General features: G+C 69.0%; 20 protein-coding genes. 15 read left to right on the top strand and 5 right to left on the bottom strand.

What is annotated here, in order from left to right:
- The first annotated feature begins 7 nt into the window (after positions 1–7).
- The 9 genes from K7G19_RS06235 (at position 8) to K7G19_RS06195 (ending at position 9,235) form a co-directional block, all read left to right on the top strand.
- Positions 8–433, top strand: coding sequence for a PaaI family thioesterase (locus K7G19_RS06235; RefSeq protein ID WP_370639519.1), 426 nt, complete (start codon positions 8–10; stop codon positions 431–433).
- A 79-nt stretch (positions 434–512) separates the two neighbouring features.
- Complete coding sequence (locus tag K7G19_RS06230) at positions 513–2,378, top strand: acyl-CoA dehydrogenase (protein ID WP_226106452.1); 1,866 nt, start codon at positions 513–515, stop codon at positions 2,376–2,378.
- A gap of 60 nt (positions 2,379–2,438) precedes the next feature.
- The gene (locus K7G19_RS06225; protein ID WP_226106450.1) at positions 2,439–3,221 is read left to right on the top strand and encodes an SDR family oxidoreductase; all 783 of its coding nucleotides are present in this window, start codon (positions 2,439–2,441) and stop codon (positions 3,219–3,221) included.
- A gap of 19 nt (positions 3,222–3,240) precedes the next feature.
- Positions 3,241–3,687, top strand: a complete 447-nt coding sequence (locus K7G19_RS06220; protein ID WP_149318794.1) for a PaaI family thioesterase — start codon at positions 3,241–3,243, stop codon at positions 3,685–3,687.
- A gap of 212 nt (positions 3,688–3,899) precedes the next feature.
- On the top strand, positions 3,900–5,165 hold the full coding sequence (locus tag K7G19_RS06215) for a serine hydrolase (RefSeq protein WP_226106448.1): 1,266 nt from the start codon (positions 3,900–3,902) through the stop codon (positions 5,163–5,165).
- Positions 5,166–5,257: 92 nt separating this feature from the next.
- Positions 5,258–6,268, top strand: a complete 1,011-nt coding sequence (locus tag K7G19_RS06210) for an NADP-dependent oxidoreductase (RefSeq protein ID WP_150082967.1) — start codon at positions 5,258–5,260, stop codon at positions 6,266–6,268.
- Between the two features lie 82 nt (positions 6,269–6,350).
- Positions 6,351–7,205 carry a class II aldolase/adducin family protein gene (locus K7G19_RS06205; protein ID WP_149318792.1) on the top strand — a complete coding sequence of 285 codons (855 nt, stop codon included), beginning with the start codon at positions 6,351–6,353 and terminating at the stop codon, positions 7,203–7,205.
- Between the two features lie 106 nt (positions 7,206–7,311).
- Positions 7,312–8,214 (top strand): SDR family oxidoreductase, encoded by a 903-nt coding sequence (locus tag K7G19_RS06200; RefSeq protein WP_150082965.1) that lies wholly within the window; start codon positions 7,312–7,314, stop codon positions 8,212–8,214.
- Between the two features lie 103 nt (positions 8,215–8,317).
- Complete coding sequence (locus tag K7G19_RS06195; RefSeq protein ID WP_226106446.1) at positions 8,318–9,235, top strand: alpha/beta fold hydrolase; 918 nt, start codon at positions 8,318–8,320, stop codon at positions 9,233–9,235.
- A 111-nt stretch (positions 9,236–9,346) separates the two neighbouring features.
- Here the strand turns inward: K7G19_RS06195 and K7G19_RS06190 are convergent, their stop codons facing one another.
- Positions 9,347–9,883 carry an O-acetyl-ADP-ribose deacetylase gene (locus tag K7G19_RS06190; RefSeq protein ID WP_149318789.1) on the bottom strand — a complete coding sequence of 179 codons (537 nt, stop codon included), beginning with the start codon at positions 9,881–9,883 and terminating at the stop codon, positions 9,347–9,349.
- Between the two features lie 104 nt (positions 9,884–9,987).
- A complete protein-coding gene (locus tag K7G19_RS06185; RefSeq protein ID WP_149318788.1) occupies positions 9,988–11,136 on the bottom strand; it encodes an iron-containing alcohol dehydrogenase in 1,149 nt (382 codons plus the stop codon).
- Between the two features lie 305 nt (positions 11,137–11,441).
- Here K7G19_RS06185 and K7G19_RS06180 point away from each other — a divergent pair, with 305 nt between their 5' ends.
- From K7G19_RS06180 to K7G19_RS06160, 5 genes are all read left to right on the top strand, one after another.
- Positions 11,442–12,476, top strand: coding sequence for an alpha/beta hydrolase (locus K7G19_RS06180; protein WP_226106444.1), 1,035 nt, complete (start codon positions 11,442–11,444; stop codon positions 12,474–12,476).
- A 103-nt stretch (positions 12,477–12,579) separates the two neighbouring features.
- Positions 12,580–13,566 (top strand): tripartite tricarboxylate transporter substrate binding protein, encoded by a 987-nt coding sequence (locus tag K7G19_RS06175; protein WP_064573510.1) that lies wholly within the window; start codon positions 12,580–12,582, stop codon positions 13,564–13,566.
- Positions 13,567–13,771: 205 nt separating this feature from the next.
- Entirely contained in the window at positions 13,772–14,209 is a 438-nt protein-coding gene (locus tag K7G19_RS06170; RefSeq protein ID WP_023264187.1) for a YbgC/FadM family acyl-CoA thioesterase, read from the top strand.
- A 209-nt stretch (positions 14,210–14,418) separates the two neighbouring features.
- A complete protein-coding gene (locus tag K7G19_RS06165) occupies positions 14,419–14,859 on the top strand; it encodes a GNAT family N-acetyltransferase (RefSeq protein ID WP_226106442.1) in 441 nt (146 codons plus the stop codon).
- A 372-nt stretch (positions 14,860–15,231) separates the two neighbouring features.
- Positions 15,232–16,344, top strand: a complete 1,113-nt coding sequence (locus tag K7G19_RS06160) for an MFS transporter (RefSeq protein ID WP_226107034.1) — start codon at positions 15,232–15,234, stop codon at positions 16,342–16,344.
- 112 nt (positions 16,345–16,456) lie between these two features.
- Here the strand turns inward: K7G19_RS06160 and K7G19_RS06155 are convergent, their stop codons facing one another.
- Positions 16,457–17,299 carry an NRDE family protein gene (locus K7G19_RS06155; protein WP_226106440.1) on the bottom strand — a complete coding sequence of 281 codons (843 nt, stop codon included), beginning with the start codon at positions 17,297–17,299 and terminating at the stop codon, positions 16,457–16,459.
- A 61-nt stretch (positions 17,300–17,360) separates the two neighbouring features.
- Complete coding sequence (locus tag K7G19_RS06150; protein WP_149318783.1) at positions 17,361–17,651, bottom strand: DUF4936 family protein; 291 nt, start codon at positions 17,649–17,651, stop codon at positions 17,361–17,363.
- Between the two features lie 32 nt (positions 17,652–17,683).
- Here K7G19_RS06150 and K7G19_RS24900 point away from each other — a divergent pair, with 32 nt between their 5' ends.
- On the top strand, positions 17,684–17,812 hold the full coding sequence (locus tag K7G19_RS24900) for a hypothetical protein (RefSeq protein ID WP_255650715.1): 129 nt from the start codon (positions 17,684–17,686) through the stop codon (positions 17,810–17,812).
- Positions 17,813–17,854: 42 nt separating this feature from the next.
- Here the strand turns inward: K7G19_RS24900 and K7G19_RS06145 are convergent, their stop codons facing one another.
- Positions 17,855–18,862, bottom strand: a complete 1,008-nt coding sequence (locus tag K7G19_RS06145; protein ID WP_150082960.1) for a folate-binding protein YgfZ — start codon at positions 18,860–18,862, stop codon at positions 17,855–17,857.
- Positions 18,863–18,978: the final 116 nt, after the last annotated feature.

Below are 18,978 nucleotides of genomic sequence, written 5' to 3'. Positions count from 1 at the left end.
GCGCGACCTGGGCGCGTCGGGCGACCTGCTGGCCCACGGCCGCGCGGTCCTCGCCGAGCAGCCGTTTTCGGTGCTGCTCGGCGCGGAGCTGACAGCGCTGACGCCGCAGCGGGCCGAGCTGCAATTGCCGCTGCGCCAGCCTTTGCGGCAGCAGCATGGCTTTGCCCACGGCGGCGTGGTCAGCTATCTGGCCGACAACGCGCTGACCTATGCCGGCGGCGCCGCGATGGCGGCGCCGGTGGTGACCTCGGAATACAAGATCAATTACGTACGCCCCGCGCTGGGCGAGCGCTTGATCGCGCGTGCCGAGTGCGTCAGCCGCGGGCGGCAGCAGGCCGTGGTCCGTTGCGATGTCTTTGCCGTCCAGGACGGCGAGGAAAAGCTGTGCGCGGTCGCGCAGGGCACCATCGCGCGGATGGGCGAGGCGGGCTGAGCGGTCCTTCCGGCGGCGATGCGGACGGCGACGTCGGCATTCTCCCCATTCATTCCCATCCCAAGGAGCGGCCATCGCCATGTCGTTGATCCTTTCCCGCCGCGACCTCGATTTTCTGCTCTACGAGTGGCTCGATGTCGAAACGCTGACGCGCATCCCGCGCTATGCCGACCACTCGCGCGAGACCTTCGACGCCGCGCTCGATACCTGCGAGAAGATCGCCACCGATCTGTTCGCGCCGCACAACAAGAAGAACGACCAGCAGGAACCGCATTTCGACGGCGAGACCGTCACCATCATCCCCGAAGTCAGGACCGCGCTGAAGGCGTTCTGCGAGGCCGGCCTGATGGCGGCCGGGCAGGACTACGAGCTGGGCGGCATGCAGCTGCCGGTGGTGGTCGAGAAGGCAGGCTTCGCGTATTTCAAGGGCGCCAACGTCGGCACCAGCTCCTATCCCTTCCTGACCATCGGCAACGCCAACCTGCTGCTGACGCACGGCACGCCGGCGCAGATCGACACCTTCGTCAAGCCGGAGCTGGAAGGGCGCTTCTTTGGCACCATGTGCCTGTCCGAGCCGCAGGCCGGCTCGTCGCTGTCGGACATCACCACGCGCGCCGAGTACGAGGGCGAATCGCCGCTGGGCGCGCAATACCGCCTGCGCGGCAACAAGATGTGGATCTCGGCGGGCGAGCACGAGCTGTCCGACAACATCGTGCATCTGGTGCTGGCCAAGATCCCGGGCCCGGACGGCAAGCTGATTCCCGGCGTCAAGGGCATCTCGCTGTTCATCGTGCCGAAGTTCCTGGTCAATGCCGACGGCTCGCTGGGCGAGCGCAACGATGTCGTGCTGGCCGGCCTGAACCACAAGATGGGCTATCGCGGCACCACCAACTGCCTGCTGAATTTCGGCGAGGGCACGCGCTACCGGCCCGGCGGCAAGGCGGGGGCGATCGGCTATCTGGTCGGGCAGCCGCACCAGGGCCTGGCCTGCATGTTCCACATGATGAACGAGGCCCGCATCGGCGTGGGCCTGGGCGCGGTGATGCTCGGCTATACCGGCTATCTGCACGCGCTGGACTACGCGCGCAACCGGCCGCAGGGCCGGCCGGTCGGCCCCGGCGGCAAGGACCCGTCGAGCCCGCAGGTCAAGCTGGTCGAGCATGCCGACGTGCGCCGCATGCTGCTGGCGCAGAAGAGCTACGTCGAGGGCGGGCTCGCGCTGAACCTGTACTGCGCGCGGCTGGTCGACGAAGAGCGCGCCGCGGCCACCGCAGGGGATACGGCCGAGCATCAGCGCCTCGCCTTGCTGCTCGACATCCTGACCCCGATCGCCAAGAGCTGGCCGTCGCAATGGTGCCTGGAGGCCAACAGCCTGGCGATCCAGGTGCATGGCGGCTACGGCTATACGCGCGAGTACAACGTCGAGCAGTTCTATCGCGACAACCGCCTGAATCCGATCCACGAAGGCACGCACGGCATCCAGGGGCTGGACCTGCTCGGGCGCAAGGTCGTGATGAAGGACGGCGCCGCCTTCAAGGCGCTGGGGCAGGTGGTGCAGGCGACCATCGAGCGCGCGATCGCGAGCGGCGACGAGGCCCTGGGCACGCATGCACGGGCGCTGGCGGCGCGCGTCGCGCGGCTGTCCGACGTCACGGCCCAGCTGTGGGCGGCCGGCGATCCGGCGGTGACGCTGGCCAATGCCTCGGTCTATCTGGAGGCGTTCGGCCACGTGGTGGTCGCCTGGATCTGGCTGGAGCAGGCGATGCTGGCACAACGCGCGCTGGCGGCGCTGCCGTCGGGCCATGCGGACGCGGACTTCTATCGCGGCAAGCTCGCGGCGGCGGACTACTTCTTCCGCTGGGAACTGCCGAAGGTCGGCCCGCAGCTCGATCTGCTGGCGTCGCTGGACCGCACCACGCTTGACATGCAGGACGCCTGGTTCTAGGACCGGCGCATTCACCAGCATCCACGAGACATCGGACACGCAGGACAAGGAGGGGACACCATGAAGACGATCGCACAGCTGTTCGATCTGAAGGGGCGCACCGCGCTGATCACCGGCGGCTCGCGCGGGCTCGGGCTGCAGATCGCCGAGGCGCTGGGCGAGCAGGGCGCGCGGCTGGTGCTGTCGGCGCGCAAGGCCGACGAGCTGAAAGCCGCGCAGGAACATCTGAAGGCGCGCGGCATCGAGGCCGACTGGATCGCCGCGGACGGCTCGCGCGACGACGAGATCGCGCGCCTGGCCGACGAGTCGCTGGCGCGCCTGGGCCACGTCGACATCCTGGTCAACAACGCCGGCGCGACCTGGGGCGCGCCCGCCGAGGACCACCCCGTCGAGGCCTGGGACAAGGTGATGAACCTGAACGTGCGCGGGCTGTTCCTGCTGACGCAGCGCATCGGCAAGCAGTCGATGATTCCGCGCCGCTATGGCCGCATCATCAACGTGGCTTCGATCGCGGGCCTGGCCGGCAATCCGCCGGGCACGATGGAGACGATTGCCTACAACACGTCCAAGGGCGCGGTGGTCAATTTCACGCGCACGCTGGCGGCCGAATGGGGCGAGCACAACATCACCGTCAACGCGCTGGCGCCGGGCTTCTTCCCGTCGAAGATGACGCAGGGCTCGCTGGCGCGCCTGGGCGTCGACAAGATGTGCGAGGGCGTGCCGCTGCATCGGCTGGGCGACGACGAGGACCTGAAGGGCGCCGCACTGCTGTTCGCGACCGAGGCCGGCAAGCACATCACCGGCCAGATCCTGGCGGTCGATGGGGGCGTCAGCGCGATTTGAACCAAAGGACCACCACACCATGACCGAGCCCCGCAAAGGCTTCCCGATTCCGATTCCCTTCGTCGACGACCTCGGCCTGCGCTGCACGCACATGGGCGGCGGCGTCAGCGAGCTCGAGCTGGAGATCGAGCCGCGCCATCACAACGGCTGGGAGATGGCGCACGGCGGCGTGCTGATGACGCTGCTGGACGTCGCGATGGCGGTGGCGTGCCGCTCGGCCGATACCGAGGACGGCCGCGGCGTGGTCACCATCGAGATGAAGACCAGCTTCATGGCGCCGGGGCGCGGCACGCTGATCGCCCGCGGCGACTGCGTGCATCGCACCACCTCGATGGCGTTCTGCGAGGCGGAGATCGTCGACGCCGACGGCAAGCTGGTGGCGCGCAGCTCGGGCACCTTCAAGTACGTGCGACGCTCGCCGCCGCAGCGCGCCGAGACCGCGCCGGATGCGGGCGCCGACGGCTGACCGCAGACCGCAGATCGCTGCGCGGCCCGCGCAGCGCGGCACCCACCGAATCCAAAGAGAAAAAAACAAATGGAGACACCATGCAGGCCAATCGACGCGGGCGTACGCGCCTTCGCCAGATCGTTCGTCGAATCGCTCGGCGCATCGTTTGTCGTAGTGTCCGCCGTTTCGTCCCCTCGCCGCTGCCCATCGCGGCCGTGCTGCTGACTGCCATGGCGATCCCCACGCAAGCACAGACGCCGCCGGCGCGCACCTATGCCGACGCGGCGGCCACCGATCCCGTCACGCTCGGATGGATGCAGGGTTTTCCGCCGGCGCCGGACAAGGTCATCAGCTTCAGCGGCAAGAGCAACGGCTTCCCGCGCCACCGCTGGACCTTCTCGCACGTGCGCGAGCTGGTGCCGACCGTCTCGGTGTGGCGCGGCCCGGGCCCCGTGTCCGCGCTGCCGCGCGCCGAGCGCGACATCGGCGGCGTGCCCTTCGTCGATGCCGACGGCACGCGCCGCACCTTCGCCGACATGCTGGCGCTGACCTATACCGACGGCATCCTGGTGATGCACAAGGGCAAGGTCGTCTACGAGAAGTACTTCGGCGCGCTGCAGCCGCAGCTGCCGCACGCGGCGTTCTCGATCACCAAGAGCTTCGTCGGCACGCTGGCCGCGATGCTGGCCAACGAGGGCAAGCTCGATCCGGCCGCGCCGGTCACGCGCTACGTGCCGGAGCTTGCGGACACCGCCTATGGCGACGCCACCGTGCGCCAGGTGATGGACATGACGATCGGCGTCAAATTCTCCGAGGACTACGCCGATCCGAAGGCCGAGGTCAACGACTATGCCCGCGCCGGCGGCATGATTCCGCGCGCGCCGGACTATGCCGGCCCGCGCTCCTTCTACGAATTCCTGACCACGCTGCGCAAGGAGGGCGAGCACGACCAGGCCTTCGCCTACAAGACCGTCAACGCCGAGGTGCTGGCGTGGATCGTGCAGCGCGCCTCGGGCGTGCCGCTGCCGAAGCTGATGTCCGACAAGCTGTGGCAGCCGCTCGGCGCCGAGGAGGACGCCTACTTCACCGTCGACAGCATCGGCACGCCGGGCGGCGGCGGCGCGATCAGCACCACGCTGCGCGACCTGGCCCGCTTCGGCGAGGCGATGCGCAACGACGGCCGCTTCAACGGCCGCCAGGTGATCCCCGCCGCGGTGGTTGCCGAGGTGCGCGGCGGCGGCGACCGCGCGAAGTTCGCCAAATCGGTCTATGCTCATCTGCCTGGCTGGAGCTACCGCGACATGTGGTGGGTCTCGCACGACGACCACGGCGCCTTCGAGGCCCGCGGCATCTTCGGCCAGCGCATCCATATCGATCCGAAGGCCGAGATGACCATCGTGCGCTACGCCTCGCATCCGATCGCCGGCAATGCCGCCAACGACCCGATCACGCTGCGCGCCTATCGCGCTTTGGCGCTTGCGCTGATGCGGCGATGATGCAGCGTTGATGCAGCGTTGATGCAGCGCGGATCCCGAAGCCAACACCCAGCCCAACAACGTCCCACGACCCCCTGACAAAGGAACGTCCCATGTCCGATACCTACAAGCGCATCGTCCTCGCCTCCCGTCCCAGCGGCGCCGTCTCGCCGGACAACTTCCGCCTCGAGCAGGTGCCGGTGCCGGAGCTGGCCGACGGCCAGGTGCTGGTCCGCAACCACTATCTGTCGCTCGACCCGTACATGCGCGGCCGCATGAACGAAGGCAAGTCCTACGCGACGCCGCAGCCGCTGAACGAGGTGATGATCGGCGGCACCGTCGGCGAGGTGGTGGCCTCGCGCAATCCGAAGTACGCGGTCGGCGACAAGGTGCTGGGCATGTTCGGCTGGCAGGAGATGGGCGTCAGCGACGGCAGCGGCATGCAGAAGGTCGACACCAGCCGGATCCCGCTGTCGGCCTACCTGGGCGCGGTGGGCATGCCCGGCGTCACCGCCTGGTACGGCCTGAACCGCATCATCGCGCCGAAGGCCGGCGAGACCGTGGTGGTCAGCGCGGCCTCGGGCGCCGTCGGCAGCGTGGTCGGGCAGCTGGCGAAGATGGCGGGCTGCCGCGCGGTCGGCATCGCCGGCGGCAAGGAGAAGTGCGACTACGTGGTCAACGAGCTGGGCTTCGATGCCTGCGTCGACTACAAGGCGGCATCCGATCCCAAGGCGCTGTACACGATGCTGAAGGAAGCCACGCCGCAGGGCGTCGACGGCTACTTCGAGAACGTCGGCGGCGAGATCCTCGACGCCGTGCTGTCGCGCATGAATCCGTTCGGCCGCATCGCGGTCTGCGGCATGATCGCCGGCTATGACGGCGAGCCGCTGCCCCTGAAGAATCCGCAGCTGATCCTGGTGTCGCGCCTGAAGATCGAGGGCTTCATCGTCTCCGAGCACATGGAGGTGTGGCCGCAGGCGCTGTCCGAGCTCGGCGGCGCGGTGGCGCAGGGCAAGCTCAAGTTCCGCGAGAGCGTGGCGCAGGGGCTGGAGAGCGCGCCCGAGGCCTTCATGGGCCTGCTCAAGGGCAAGAACTTCGGCAAGCAGCTGGTCAAGCTGATCTGACCGGCCGGCCCCGGTTATCGGCTGCCCGATATCCGCTATCCGCTATCCGCTATCCGCTATCCGCTATCCGCAGGAGACCGCGATGAACGCTCCCATCCCGGCACCGCAACGTGCCAGCCGCGCCGACGAGATCGGCGCCGATCTGCCGGAAGAAATCAAGGCGAAGTACCGCGTGCTGCCGCGCCCGCCGCGCTTCGAGACCCATGCCGAGGAGCGCCTGCATCGCAAGCAGCGGCTCGCGGCGGCCTTCCGGCTGTTCTCGAAGTTCGGTTTCGACGAGGGCGTGGCCGGCCATATCACCGCGCGCGACCCCGAGTTCACCGATACGTTCTGGGTCAATCCGTTCGGCGTGCATTTCAGCCAGGTCAAGGTATCGAACCTGATCCGCTGCGATCACCACGGCAACGTGGTGGAGGGCGATCATCCGGTCAACGCCGCCGCCTTCGCGATCCATTCGCGCGTGCACCAGACGCGCGAGGACGCGGTCGCCGCCGCGCATTCGCACAGCACCTATGGGCGCGCCTGGTCGACCCTGGGCCGGCCGCTCGATCCGCTGACGCAGGACGTCTGCGCCTTCTACCAGGACCATGCCGTCTATGACGACTTCGGCGGCGTGGTGGTGGAGCTTGACGAAGGCCAGCGCATCGCCAATGCGCTGGGGCCCAACAAGGCCGTGATCCTGCAGAACCACGGGCTGCTGACGGTGGGCCGCACGGTCGACGAGGCGGCCTGGTGGTTCATCACGATGGAGCGCTCGTGCCAGGTGCAGCTGCTGGCCGAGGCCGCCGCCGCGCGCACCGGCGGCGCGCCGAAGACGATCTCGGACGCCGCCGCGCGCCAGGCCTATTCGATCGTCGGCACCGCGCAGGCTGGCTGGTTCCAGTTCCAGCCGCTGTACGCGCGCATCGTCAAGGAGCAGCCCGACCTGCTCGATTGAGGCAGGAAGGGCCGGAGAGACCGGCGCGCAGAAGCCCGCCAGCAGAGCGGGCCAGCGGGAAACCGCACCGAAACGGGAGCGCGCCGGCATCGAGAAGGAGACCACGATGAAGCAGTTCCAGGAAAGAGTGGCCGTGATCACCGGCGGCGCGTCGGGATTCGGCAAGGAATTCGCGCGCCTCGGCGCGGCGCTGGGCATGCGGCTGGTGCTGGCCGACGTCCAGCAGGACGCGCTCGACGCCACCGTGGCGGAGCTGCGCACGCAGGGCGCCCGCGTGATCGGCCTGCGCGTCGACGTATCGAAGGCCGAGCAGGTGCAGGCGCTGGCCGATGCCGCGATCGAGGCCTTCGGCGAGGTCAACCTGCTGTTCAACAACGCCGGCGTCGGTGCCGGCGGCCTGGTCTGGGAGAACTCGCAGAAGGACTGGGACTGGGTGCTGGGCGTGAACCTGCACGGCGTGATCCACGGCGTGCGCATCTTCACGCCGCTGATGCTCGAGGCCGCCGCGCGCGACGCCTCGTACGAGGGCCATATCGTCAATACCGCGTCGATGGCCGGCCTGCTGAATCCGCCGGCGATGGGCATCTACAACGTCTCCAAGCATGCGGTGGTGTCGCTGTCCGAGTCGCTGTACCAGGACCTGGCGCTGGTGACCGAACAGGTGCATTGCTCGCTGCTGTGCCCGTATTTCGTGCCGACCGGCATTCACCAGTCGCACCGCAATCGCCCGGCCGACCTCAGCAACGAGGCCCCGCCGACGCGCTCGCAGCTGGTCGCGCAGGCGCTGTCGGACAAGGCGGTCACCTCGGGCAAGGTCAGCGCGGAGGACGTGGCGCGGATGACCTTCGATGCGATCCGCGAGCAGCGCTTCTACATCTATTCGCATCCGCACGCGCTGGCGCCGGTGCAGCAGCGCTTCGAGGACATCGTCGGCCAGCGCAATCCCGGCGATCCGTTCGCCGGCAAGCCGCAGGTACGGGACGAGCTGGTGGCCGCGCTGCGCGGCTGAGGCGGGCGATTCGCGCGCAGGCACGGAGCGTGCATCGGCACGGCCGGCGCCGCGCCCGCATGGGGCGGGCGGGACGACAACGGCAAATCACAGAGAGGAGACCATGAGCACATCGGCCGTGATCCATCATCTGCAGTACGCCTCGCTGCCGAACGGCACGCGGCTGCACTATGCCAGCGCGGGGCAGCGCGGCAAGCCGCTGATGCTGTTCGTCCATGGCTTCCCCGAGTTCTGGTATGCGTGGGAGGCGCAGCTCGCCGAATTCGGCCAGACCCATTTCGCGGTCGCGCCGGATCTGCGCGGCTTCAATCTGTCGAGCAAGCCCGCCGCGGTCGAGGCCTACAAGCCGCGCCATCTGGTCGAGGACCTGGTGCAGTTCATCGCCGCGCTGGGCTACGACCGCTGCGTGGTGGTGGCGCACGACTGGGGCGGGGCGGTGTGCTGGAATCTGGCGATCCAGTATCCGGCGCTGGTGCAGCAGCTGGTCATCGTCAACGCGCCGCATCCGTATCTGTTCGCCCGCGCGCTGGCGGAGGACCCGCAACAGCAGGCGGCGTCGGCCTATATGAACTGGCTGCGCAAGCCGGGCTGCGAAGAGGTGCTGGCGGCCGACCACTACGCCAAACTCGCGGCGCTGCTGTCCGGGGGCGACGCGCCGCCCGAGTGGTTCACCGGCGAAACCCGCGACAAGTATCTCGCCGCGTGGTCGCAACCGGGCGAGGGCGGTTCGCATCCGCTGACCGGCAGCGTCAACTACTATCGCGCCTCGCCGCTGCATCCGCCGGCGCCGGGCGAGCCGCCGCCCGATCTGTCGCGGCTCGATCCCGAGGCCTTCGTCGTGCGCGTGCCGACGCTGGTGATCTGGGGCGAGAACGATCGGGCGTTGCCGAAGTCGCTGGTGGATGGGCTCGATCGCTTCGTGCCGCAGCTGCGGCTGGAGCGGATTCCGGAGGGCACGCACTGGGTCGTGCATGAGCAGCCGGAGCGGATCAATCGCTTGATCCGCAGCGCGTTGGGGTAATGGGGGGCGGAGGGGATAGCAAGCGCTGTTGCCCTTTCCCCCAAGCCCCTCTCCCGCTTGCGGGAGAGGGGGCGGGGGAGCGGGCAAGCGCGCGCCTTTTCGCCCGTCGAATCAAAGCCCCCCGAACGCTCCCAGCCGCTCCCGATACAGCCGGTAGTTCTCGTCGTCGAAGCAGACGAAGGTCACCTGTTCGATGGTGTCGGCCTCGGCCAGCGCCTGGCGCACCGCGGCGATCGCGATATCGGCCGCGCGTTCGCGCGGAAAGCCGTAGACGCCGGTGCTGATGTTCGGGAAGGCCAGCGTGCGCAGCCGATGCTCTGCGGCGAGCCTGATGCTGTTGCGATAGGCGCTGGCCAGCAGCGCGTCCTCGTTCTCGCCGCCGCCGCGCCAGACCGGGCCGACCGCGTGGATCACGTAGGGTGCCGGCAGCAGGCCGCCGGTCGTGATCACCGCCTCGCCGGTCGGGCAGCCGCCCTGGCGCTCGCGGATCTCGCGGCAGGCCGCCATGATGGCCGGACCGCCCGCCCCGTGGATCGCGCCATCGACGCCGCCCCCGCCCAGCAGGCCGCTGTTGGCCGCGTTGACGATGGCATCGACCTCCATCCGCGTGATATCGCCGTGCACCACCTGCAAGTGTTCGCCAGCCATGCCTGCCTCCTTGCGTCCGATGCGCGTGGCATCGGTTGAGCCTTACACGATCGAGCCTTACACCGACTGCGTCTTACATCGACTGCGCCCTGCACCGTCGAGCCTTACATCGATTCCGCCAGCATACGCCGATAGTCCTCGGCGCCGGCTTCCTTCGGATTGGTCTTGTGGCAATGGTCGGCCAGCGCGCCGGCCACGACCTTGTCGAACATCGCCTCGGTGACGCCCATCGCGGCCAGCCCCGTCGGCAGGCCCAGACGCGCGGTCATGTCGTACACCGCCTGCGCGACATCGGCGTCGGCCGGCAGATGCATGGCGCGGCGCAGGCGGCCATAGCGGTCCTCGCGCACGATGCTCGGCGCGTCGGCGTTGAAGCGCAGCACCGCGGGCATCACCACCGCGTTCAGCGTGCCGTGGTGCAGGCCGGTGCGGCCGTCGATCTTCAGGCCGCCGAGCGGGTGCGACAGCGAGTGGACGCAGCCGAGGCCCTTCTGGAACGCCATCGCGCCCTGCATCGACGCGCTCATCATGTTCAGGCGCGCCTCGCGGTCGCTGCCGTCGCGCGTGGCGCGCTCGATATGGGCCCAGGCGCGCTCCAGCCCGTCGAGCGCGATGCCGTCGGCCGGCGGGTTGAAGGCGGGGGCGAGGAAGGTCTCGATGCAATGCGCGATCGCGTCCATGCCGGTCGCCGCCGTCAGCCCTGGCGGCAGGCCCAGCGTCAGCTCGGGATCGCAGATCGCGGACTTGGGCAGCAGATGCCAGGAGTGGAAGCCGAGCTTGCGGCCGTCGTCGAGGATGATGATGGCGCCGCGGGCGACCTCGCTGCCGGTGCCCGAGGTCGTCGGCACTGCGATCAGCGGCGCGGCGCGCTCGGTGATCCTGCCGCTGCCGCCCTCGATGGTGGCGTAGGTGGTCAGCTCGCCCTCGTGCGTGGCCAGGATCGCGATGCCCTTGGCCAGATCGATCGAGGAACCGCCGCCGACCGCGATCAGGCCGTCGCATCCCTCGCTGCGGTATTGCGCCGCGGCCTGGCGCACCATCGCCTCGGTTGGATTGGAGGGGGTGTCGTCGAACACGGCAACCGGCAGACCCTCCAGCGCGTCGATGGCGCGCTGCGCGATGCCGGCGGCGACCACGCCCTTGTCGGTCACCAGCAGCGGCCGGCGGATGCCGATGCGCTCGCACTCCGATTTCAGCAGCTTGACCGCGCCGAAATCGAGATGGATATGGGTCAGGTAATAGATAAAGGCCATCGTGCTTGTCTCCGTGATTGTTATGTCGGCGAGGGCGGGCGGGTGGCGGCATCGTGCTGCGCTGCCATGCCCGCGGTGCGTTGCAAATCCAGGCCCGGAAGATTGTCGCAGCGTTTTCCGTCGGGCGGGGAGGGGGCAAACGCGGTGTCGCATTGCCACATTTTCCATGCCGGTATGCCCACAAAGCGGTGGCATCATACTAAAATCGAACGCTCGTTCACAATTCGAACTTCACCGCAGCAATTGGACCGGGCGTTCCGGCCGTTCGCCACCGCAAAGCCACACCGCACCGTCGCCTCGCCTTCATGTCAGCCGTCCCGTCCGCGTTCCCCGCGTCCCCCGCCTCATCGGTCCCGCCCGGCATGCCGGCGCAGCCGCTTGATCCGCAGATCGCGCAGCTGCTGGACATGGTGGCGCGCGCCAAGCGGCCGCCGCTGCATCATCTGGACCCGGCCGATGCCAAGATCGCCTACGAGAAAAGCGCGCTGATCCTGGACGTGGCCCCCGCACCGGTGCACAGCGTCGAGGACATGGCGGTGCCGGCGCGCGACGGCCATGCGATTCCGGTGCGGCTCTATGCGCCGCGCGAGGCGAGCTGGGCCGAGCCGTTGCCGCTGCTGCTGTACTTCCACGGCGGCGGCTTCACGGTCGGCAGCATCGCCACGCACGAGCCACTGTGCCGGCTGCTGTGCGCGCGCGCCGATGCGATGGTGCTGTCAGTCGACTACCGGCTCGGGCCGCAATGGAAATTTCCAACGGCGGTCGACGATGCCTTCGACGTGCTGCACTGGGTCTTCGAGCAGGCGCCGCGGCTGGGCGCCGATGCGAGCCGCATCGCGCTCGGCGGCGACAGCGCCGGCGGCACGCTGGCGGCGGCCTGCGCAGTCGAGGCGCGCAACCGTGGCCTGGCGCCGGTGCTGCAGATGCTGCTGTATCCGGGCACCAGTGCGCGCCAGGACACGCCGTCGCAGCGGGCGCTGGCCGACGGCTACCTGCTGACCGCGTCGATGATCCAGTGGTTCTTCGCGCAGTATCTGGACCGCGAGCAGAGCCGCGACGACTGGCGCTTTGCGCCGCTCGATGGCGGCGGCAGCGGCGCGGACGTGGCCGGATGCTGTCCGGCCTGGATCGCGGTGGCCGGCTACGACCCGCTGCACGACGAAGGCGTCGCGTATGCGCGGAAGCTGCGGGCGGCCGGCGTGCCGGCAGAAGTGGCGGACTACCCCGGCATGATCCATGATTTCTTCAAGCTGGGACGCTTTGTCCCGGCAGTGGCGCGCGCGCACGACGATGCCGTGCGTGCGTTGCGAACGGCCTTCGGCACCGCGCCGCCCGTTTAGGGCCGCGCTCGATGCCAAGCCAAGGCGGTCGCAGAAACCCCGGTTTTTCAGGCAGTTATCGAGTACCCGAGCAGTACCTTGTAGCAACAGGAGACGACTACAGATGCAACGCCGCCACTTCCTCGCCCGTGCGGGCGCCATCGCCGCCGCCGCGGTCACCGGCCTGGCCGCCACCCCCGCGGCCCACGCCCAGGCGGACAATTTCCCGCAGAAGCCGATCCGCCTCATCATCGGCTATACCGCGGGCGGTTCCACCGATATCCCGTTCCGCGTGCTCGCGGAGAATGCCTCGAAGATCCTGGGCCAGCCGGTGATCGTCGAGAACAAGCCCGGTGCCGGCGGCGTGCTGCCGGCGCAGATGATGCAGGCCACGCCGCCCGACGGCTACACGCTGGCGCAGATCCCGCTGCCGGTGTTCCGCCTGCCGTACACCACCAAGATCAACTGGGACCCGGTCAAGGACCTGACCTATGTGATCAACCTGGCCGGCTATGCCTTCGGCCTGGTCGTGCCGGCCGATTCGCCGATCAAGACCATGCAGGAGTACATCGCCTACGCCAAGGCCAATCCGGGCAAGCTGACCTACGGCACGCCCGGCTCGATGACGACGCTGCATCTGACGATGGAAGAGCTGGCGATGAAGCAGAACGTCCAGTTCTCGCACATCCCGTTCAAGGGCAATTCCGAGTCGATGCAGGCGCTGCTGGGTGGCCACGTGATGTCGGTGGCCGACACGCCGGCGTGGGCGCCGTACGTCGAACAGGGCCGCCTGCGCCTGCTGTCGGTGTGGGGCGACAAGCGCTCGCCGCGCTTCCCCAACGTGCCGACGCTGAAGGAGCTCGGCCTGGGCATCGTGCAGACCTCGCCGTTCGGCCTGGCCGCGCCCAAGGGCACCGATCCGAAGATCGTCAAGAAGCTGCATGACGCCTTCAAGCAGGCGATGGAAATGCCGAACTACCGCGAGTCGCTGGCCAAGTTCGACATGGAGCCGTTCTACATGAACAGCGAGCAGTACGCGAAGTTCGCCGCCGATACGGTCAAGAAGGAAAAGGCCATCATCGAGAAGCTGGGCCTGGCACGGCCGCAGTAACGGGCTGCGGCTAGGGGCCTGCAAGGGCCCGAAGTAAATGCCGATGCAAAAGCCGATGCAAAGGCCGATGCAAAGGCCGATGCAAGGGCCGATGCAAGGGCCGGCGCAAGGCGCTGCCGCAAGAGCCCGCCGCTGTCGTCCTTGCCGTCGTCCCCGCCGCAGCGGGGACGACGGCCTCCTTCACGACTCACTCCGAGGAATCCGCATGGCCAAGGAAGAGTTTCGCCACAGCATGCCGTTGCGCGTGCGCTGGGCCGAGGTCGATCCGCAGTCGATCGTCTTCAACGCGCATTACCTGACCTATTGCGACATCTGCGTGACCGAGTACTGGCGCGCGGTCGGCATCCGCTATCCCGAGGACGTGCTGCACGCGCATGGCGTCGACATGTACGTCGTCAAATCGACGCTGGAATACCACGGCTCCGCCCGCTTCGACGACATGCTCGACATTCGCGGCCGCATCGCGCGCATCGGCCGCTCCAGCATGCTGTTCCGCGTCGAGATGTACCGCGGCGACGAGCACCTGATCACCGGCGAGATCGTCTACGTCTGCGCCGATCCGGCGACGCAGCGTTCGGCGCCGGTGCCGGCCGCGGTGCGCGAGGCGATCGTGACCTACGAGACGGTGGCGCCGGAGCAGTAAGCCTGCCTTCGGGGGTGGTCGAGAGGCGGTCGCGCGCCTGCCGCGCGCGACCGCCATCTCGCCATCTCGCCATCTCGCCATCTCGCCATCTCGCCATCTCGCCATCTCGTGATCTCGCCATCCCGCCGGCGCCGACCAGGTCCGCTGAAAGATCGGCCCGACGCGAGTATCATGCCGATCCTCGCAACCGTCGCGTCATCCCTCCCATCATGACTCTCACCGTTCGCCTGCTGCCCTGGTCCGAAGCGCGCGAGACCGCGCGCGCGATCCGCTATGCCGTGTTCGTCGAAGAGCAGGGCGTGCCGGTCGAACTCGAATGGGACGAGTGGGACGAGCCCAGCTGGCATGCGATCGCCTATGACGCGCAGGGCGTCCCGGTGGCGACCGGCCGGCTGCTGCCGGACGGCCACATCGGCCGCATGGCGGTGTTGGCCAGCGCGCGCGGCACCGGCATCGGCGCGCGGGTGCTCGATGCGCTGATGGCCAAGGCCGAGGAACTCGGCTATCCCGAACTGGTGCTCAACGCGCAGTCGCATGCGGCGCCGTTCTACGCCCGCGTCGGCTTCCAGCAGGTCGGCGAGCCGTTCGAGGAAGCGGGCATTCCCCATATCGAGATGCGCAAGCGGCTGGCCGGCGGGACGCAAGGCTAGCCCCGGGCGGGCTCGGGTCCTCGGGCGGCCGGCGCGTCAGCCATCGGCCGACGGCCGCGGCGGCGGAGGTATGAGACCATGCAGGGTCCCTCGGCGCACTCTTGGGCATGCCTTGAGATTGCCTTGAGATTGCCTCGAGATTGCTTTGCACTTGGCGCGGCTGTCCTCGTTTGGCGCCGTGCCAAGCCACATCGAGCCGCAAGCCGCACCAAGGCGCAAGCCGCACCAAGCCGCGCCGAGCCGTACCAACCGTCTCGCATGAACGACCTTTCGACCGATCTGCCGCGGCAGTCCGCCGCGCCCGTATCGCCATCTCCCGCACCCGCCGATCCGCCCCCGCCGCCGCGCACCGCGCCGGCCACCTGGGCCACGATGGCGCTGTTCTTCGTCAATGGCGCGACCTTCGCCACCTGGGGCGTTCATATCCCGACCATCAAGACGCGCTTCGGCCTGTCCGACGCCGTGCTGTCGATGGCCATGCTGGCGGTGGCCTTCGGCGCCATCATCGCGATGGGGCCGGTGGGACGGTGGATCTCCAGGGTCGGCAGCACGCGCGCCTGCATGTCGGGCGGCGTCGCCTATGGCCTGGCCACCATCGCGATCCTGGCGATGCCGCATTTCTACGCGCTGGTGCCCGCGCTGATCGCCTTCGGCATGGCCAGCGCCGTGTTCGACGTCGCGATGAACGCGCAGGCTGCCACGGTCGAATCGCAGCGCCACAAACCCATCATGTCCGCGCTGCACGGCATGTTCAGCCTCGGCGGCATGGTAGGCGCGGCAGTGGGCGGGCTGTTGCTGTCGCTGCAGGTCGCGCCGCTGGCGCACGCGATCGGCATGGCGCTGCTGACCGCCGGCGTCGGGCTGGCCTCCAAACGCTGGCTGCTGCCGGACCACCCGACCGCGCCGCACGCCGACAAGGGCCACGACCATGCCGGCCGCGCGCTGTGGCTGCTGGGCCTGATGGCGTTTCTCGGGCTGGTGGGCGAGGGCGCGATGTACGACTGGACCAGCGTCTATATGCGCGAGATCGCGCAGGCGCCGATCGGCTGGATCAGCTTCGGCTATGCCGCCTTCTCCGGCGGCATGGCGGTCGGCCGCTTCACCGGCGATCTGGCGCGGGCGCGCTGGACCGATGGCGGCACGTTGACGGCGAGCGCCTGGCTGGCCTTCGTCGGCATCAGCCTGGCGCTGCTGTGGCCCGCACCGTGGGCGAGCCTGCTGGGCTTTGCGATGATGGGCCTGGGCGCGGCCAATATGGTCCCGATCTTCTTCGTGGCGGCGTCGAAGCTGCCGGGGGTCCCGCCGGCCGAGGGGATTTCGCGGGTGGCGCGCTTCGGCTATATCGGACTGATGCTGGGCCCGGTGATGATCGGCGGCGTCGCGCATGCCAGCGACCTGCGCTATGGACTCGGCCTGGTGGCGCTGACGATGGGATGGATCGCGCTGGCCGGCGCGCGGACGGTGCGGCGCTATCTGTCGAGTTGAGTGCCAAGGCTGCCGGCCGCACGCATGCGGGGCCCGGCGTTCTTGTCGATCTACCGGTCTACGCGCGTCAACGCCACCGGGTTCCCGCCCTGCGCGGGAAGGACGCAAGGCGTCAGCGTGGCGCCGGAATCGTGCCGGCGCGGCTGGCGACGTTCATCTGGCCCCGGTACGACACCTCGCCGGTCGGCCCCGCCGCATCGAAGCTGCGCTCGCTCAGGTCGAAGCGGCCATCGTGGCGCACCCGCAGCACGGTGCTGGCGCGCGTGCCGTACGAGGGCGAGCGGATAAAGGCCGACGACAGCAGCTTTTCCCATTCGGGCGCGACGCCCGTCTGCGGCAATTCGAAATCGCAGGCCTGGCGGGTATCGGCCAAGAGCGCCAGATAGGGCTCGACGCTGGCATTGGGCGCGCCGGTATCGGCGGCCAGCGTCTCGGCCAGCGCGCCGACGCGGCTGCGGACCTTGGGCCAGGGCGTGTCGAGCAGCGCGTTGGACAGGCCGTACAGGCCGGGCTTGAGCCGCTGCGGCGCGCCGTCGGGCGAGCGGTTGCTGTACCACCACAGCGCATCCAGATCGCCCGCCAGCAGATTGAAGCCGTTGTAGGCGCCGGGGCCGCGGATGCCGGCACCGCGGGCGAGATCCCCGACATATTGCTCCGGCGAAGCCTCGCCGCGCAGGAAGCCCGCCACCAGTTCGCCGCGCGAGCGCGCATCGGTGCGCTTCTCGGAGGGCGCGCGGTAATTGGTCAGCGCCGCAAAGCGCCCGCCGGCGGTCACGCCCATCCAGGTGCCGGGTTCGCCGATCACGTCCGCCTGGTCGCGGCCGGCCAGCACCTCGGGCGCATCGTCCCACCAGTGCGCCGGCGCCGCCGGGCGGACATAGAATTCATCGCGATTGGCCGCGACCACCAACGCATAGTCGGGGTGGGCCTGCCAGGCGACGAGGATCAAACACATAAGCCATTCCTTGTTGCGGGCCGCTGCATCGGTGCAGTGCATCGATGCAGGCGGCGCCGCGCTACAACAGGTCCAGGTCGACGAACTTTTCGACCTGGCGCTCGCCTTCCAGCCAGTGCTGCAAACCGCTTTGCCGCCACAGTCCGTCGAGCGTCGCATCGAAGGCCGGCGGCACGTCGGCGTAGGCCTCCATCCAGGTCTGCAGGCCGGCGCGGGTTTCGGGCCTGCGCATCAGCGTACCACCGATCCCGGTGGCTTCGGCCACCGTGGCCATCCAGCGGTGCCAGTGCGGCAGCGCCTCGGCGGCCTCGTGCTCGCGCACGCGGAAGTAGACGAACAGGTGGTCGCTCATCGCGGCGTCTCCTTGCGGACCCGATGGACGTGATGGACCTGATGCACCTGATGCACCTGATGCACCTGATGCACCTGATGGACCTGATGCACCTGATGCACCTGATGCACCTGATGGGCCTGATGGGCCTGATGGGCCTGATGGAGCTGATTGACCATTGATGGACCTGTTGGACGCTGCGGCCTGCCCGGCCTCACGCGGCGTCAGGCGGCCGGATCGGTGGCCAGCAGCGGCACCGGGTAGGGCAGCTCGCCCACGGTGACCGCCAGCCCCTCGGCGTGGCCCAAATGCAGGCTGGCGCCGGCCGCATCGATCTTCAGTTCGGCCAGCGCGTCCCAGCCGGCGCCATCGGGCTTGGGCGCGGCGTTGACGATCATGCCGCTCGGCTGGCCGGGATCGTCGGCGCGATAGATTTCGGCGCCTGCGTCCGGGGTCTCGCCTTCGCCGCTGACCAGCCACATGCGGCGCTTGAGTGTGCCGCGATACTGGCTGCGCGCGACGACTTCCTGGCCCGGATAGCAGCCCTTGCGGAAATTGACGCCGCCGATCAGCTCGAAATTGATCATCTGCGGCACGAACTGTTCCTGCGTCGCGACCACGATGCGCGGGATGCCGGCGCGGATCTCCAGCCAGTCCCACAGCTCGGCATCGGCCGGCAGCAGCGTGGTGCCAAGCGTTTGCTGCACGGCATCGGCCTGCGCGGCCGGCGCCACGACCTGCCAGCGCGGCACGCCGTCGGCATCGGGCAGGCGGATCACGGTCGCCTCGCCGGCGCTGGCGGTGGTCCAGGGCTCGGCCGGCGCGGGCAGGCCGGCGGCGGACAGCGCGCTGGCGCCCTTGGCGCCAGCGACCCCGACGATGCCCGATTCGGCGCCCAGGTCCGACAGCCTGGCCTTGGCGCGCAGCACGAACATCGACAGCCGCTTCTGGATCGCCGGCTGCAGGTCGGCCGACAGCTGCATGGCGATGCCCTGGGCATCGCGCCAGATCAGCAGCGTCGCCAGCAGGCGGCCCTTGGGCGAGCAGTAGCCGGCCAGCCGGGCCTGTCCGGCGGGCAGGTCCTCGACGGCATTGGTCAGCTGGGTATGCAGGAAGGTGGCGGCGTCATCGCCGGCCACGCGGATCAGGCCCAGCTCGGCGGGGCGGCAAACGACGCCGTCCTGGCGCAGGGCGGCGAACTGGGCGGCGCGGGCGGGATTCGGGGCGTGCATGGATGGAATTCGATTCGAAGCCGGCTCAGGCCGGCACGGTTGGCGGATGGCTTGTGCGGGGCCTGTCACAACTTGTGACGCGGTGAGCGGCGGCCCCGGACAAGGCTCCCGGTATT

Origin of the sequence: Cupriavidus sp. DB3 (genome assembly GCF_020418465.1) — a bacterium.
Lineage (GTDB): Bacteria > Pseudomonadota > Gammaproteobacteria > Burkholderiales > Burkholderiaceae > Cupriavidus > Cupriavidus cauae.
Note: the sequence above shows the minus strand (reverse complement) of the source record. Positions and strands in the feature narration are given on the sequence as shown.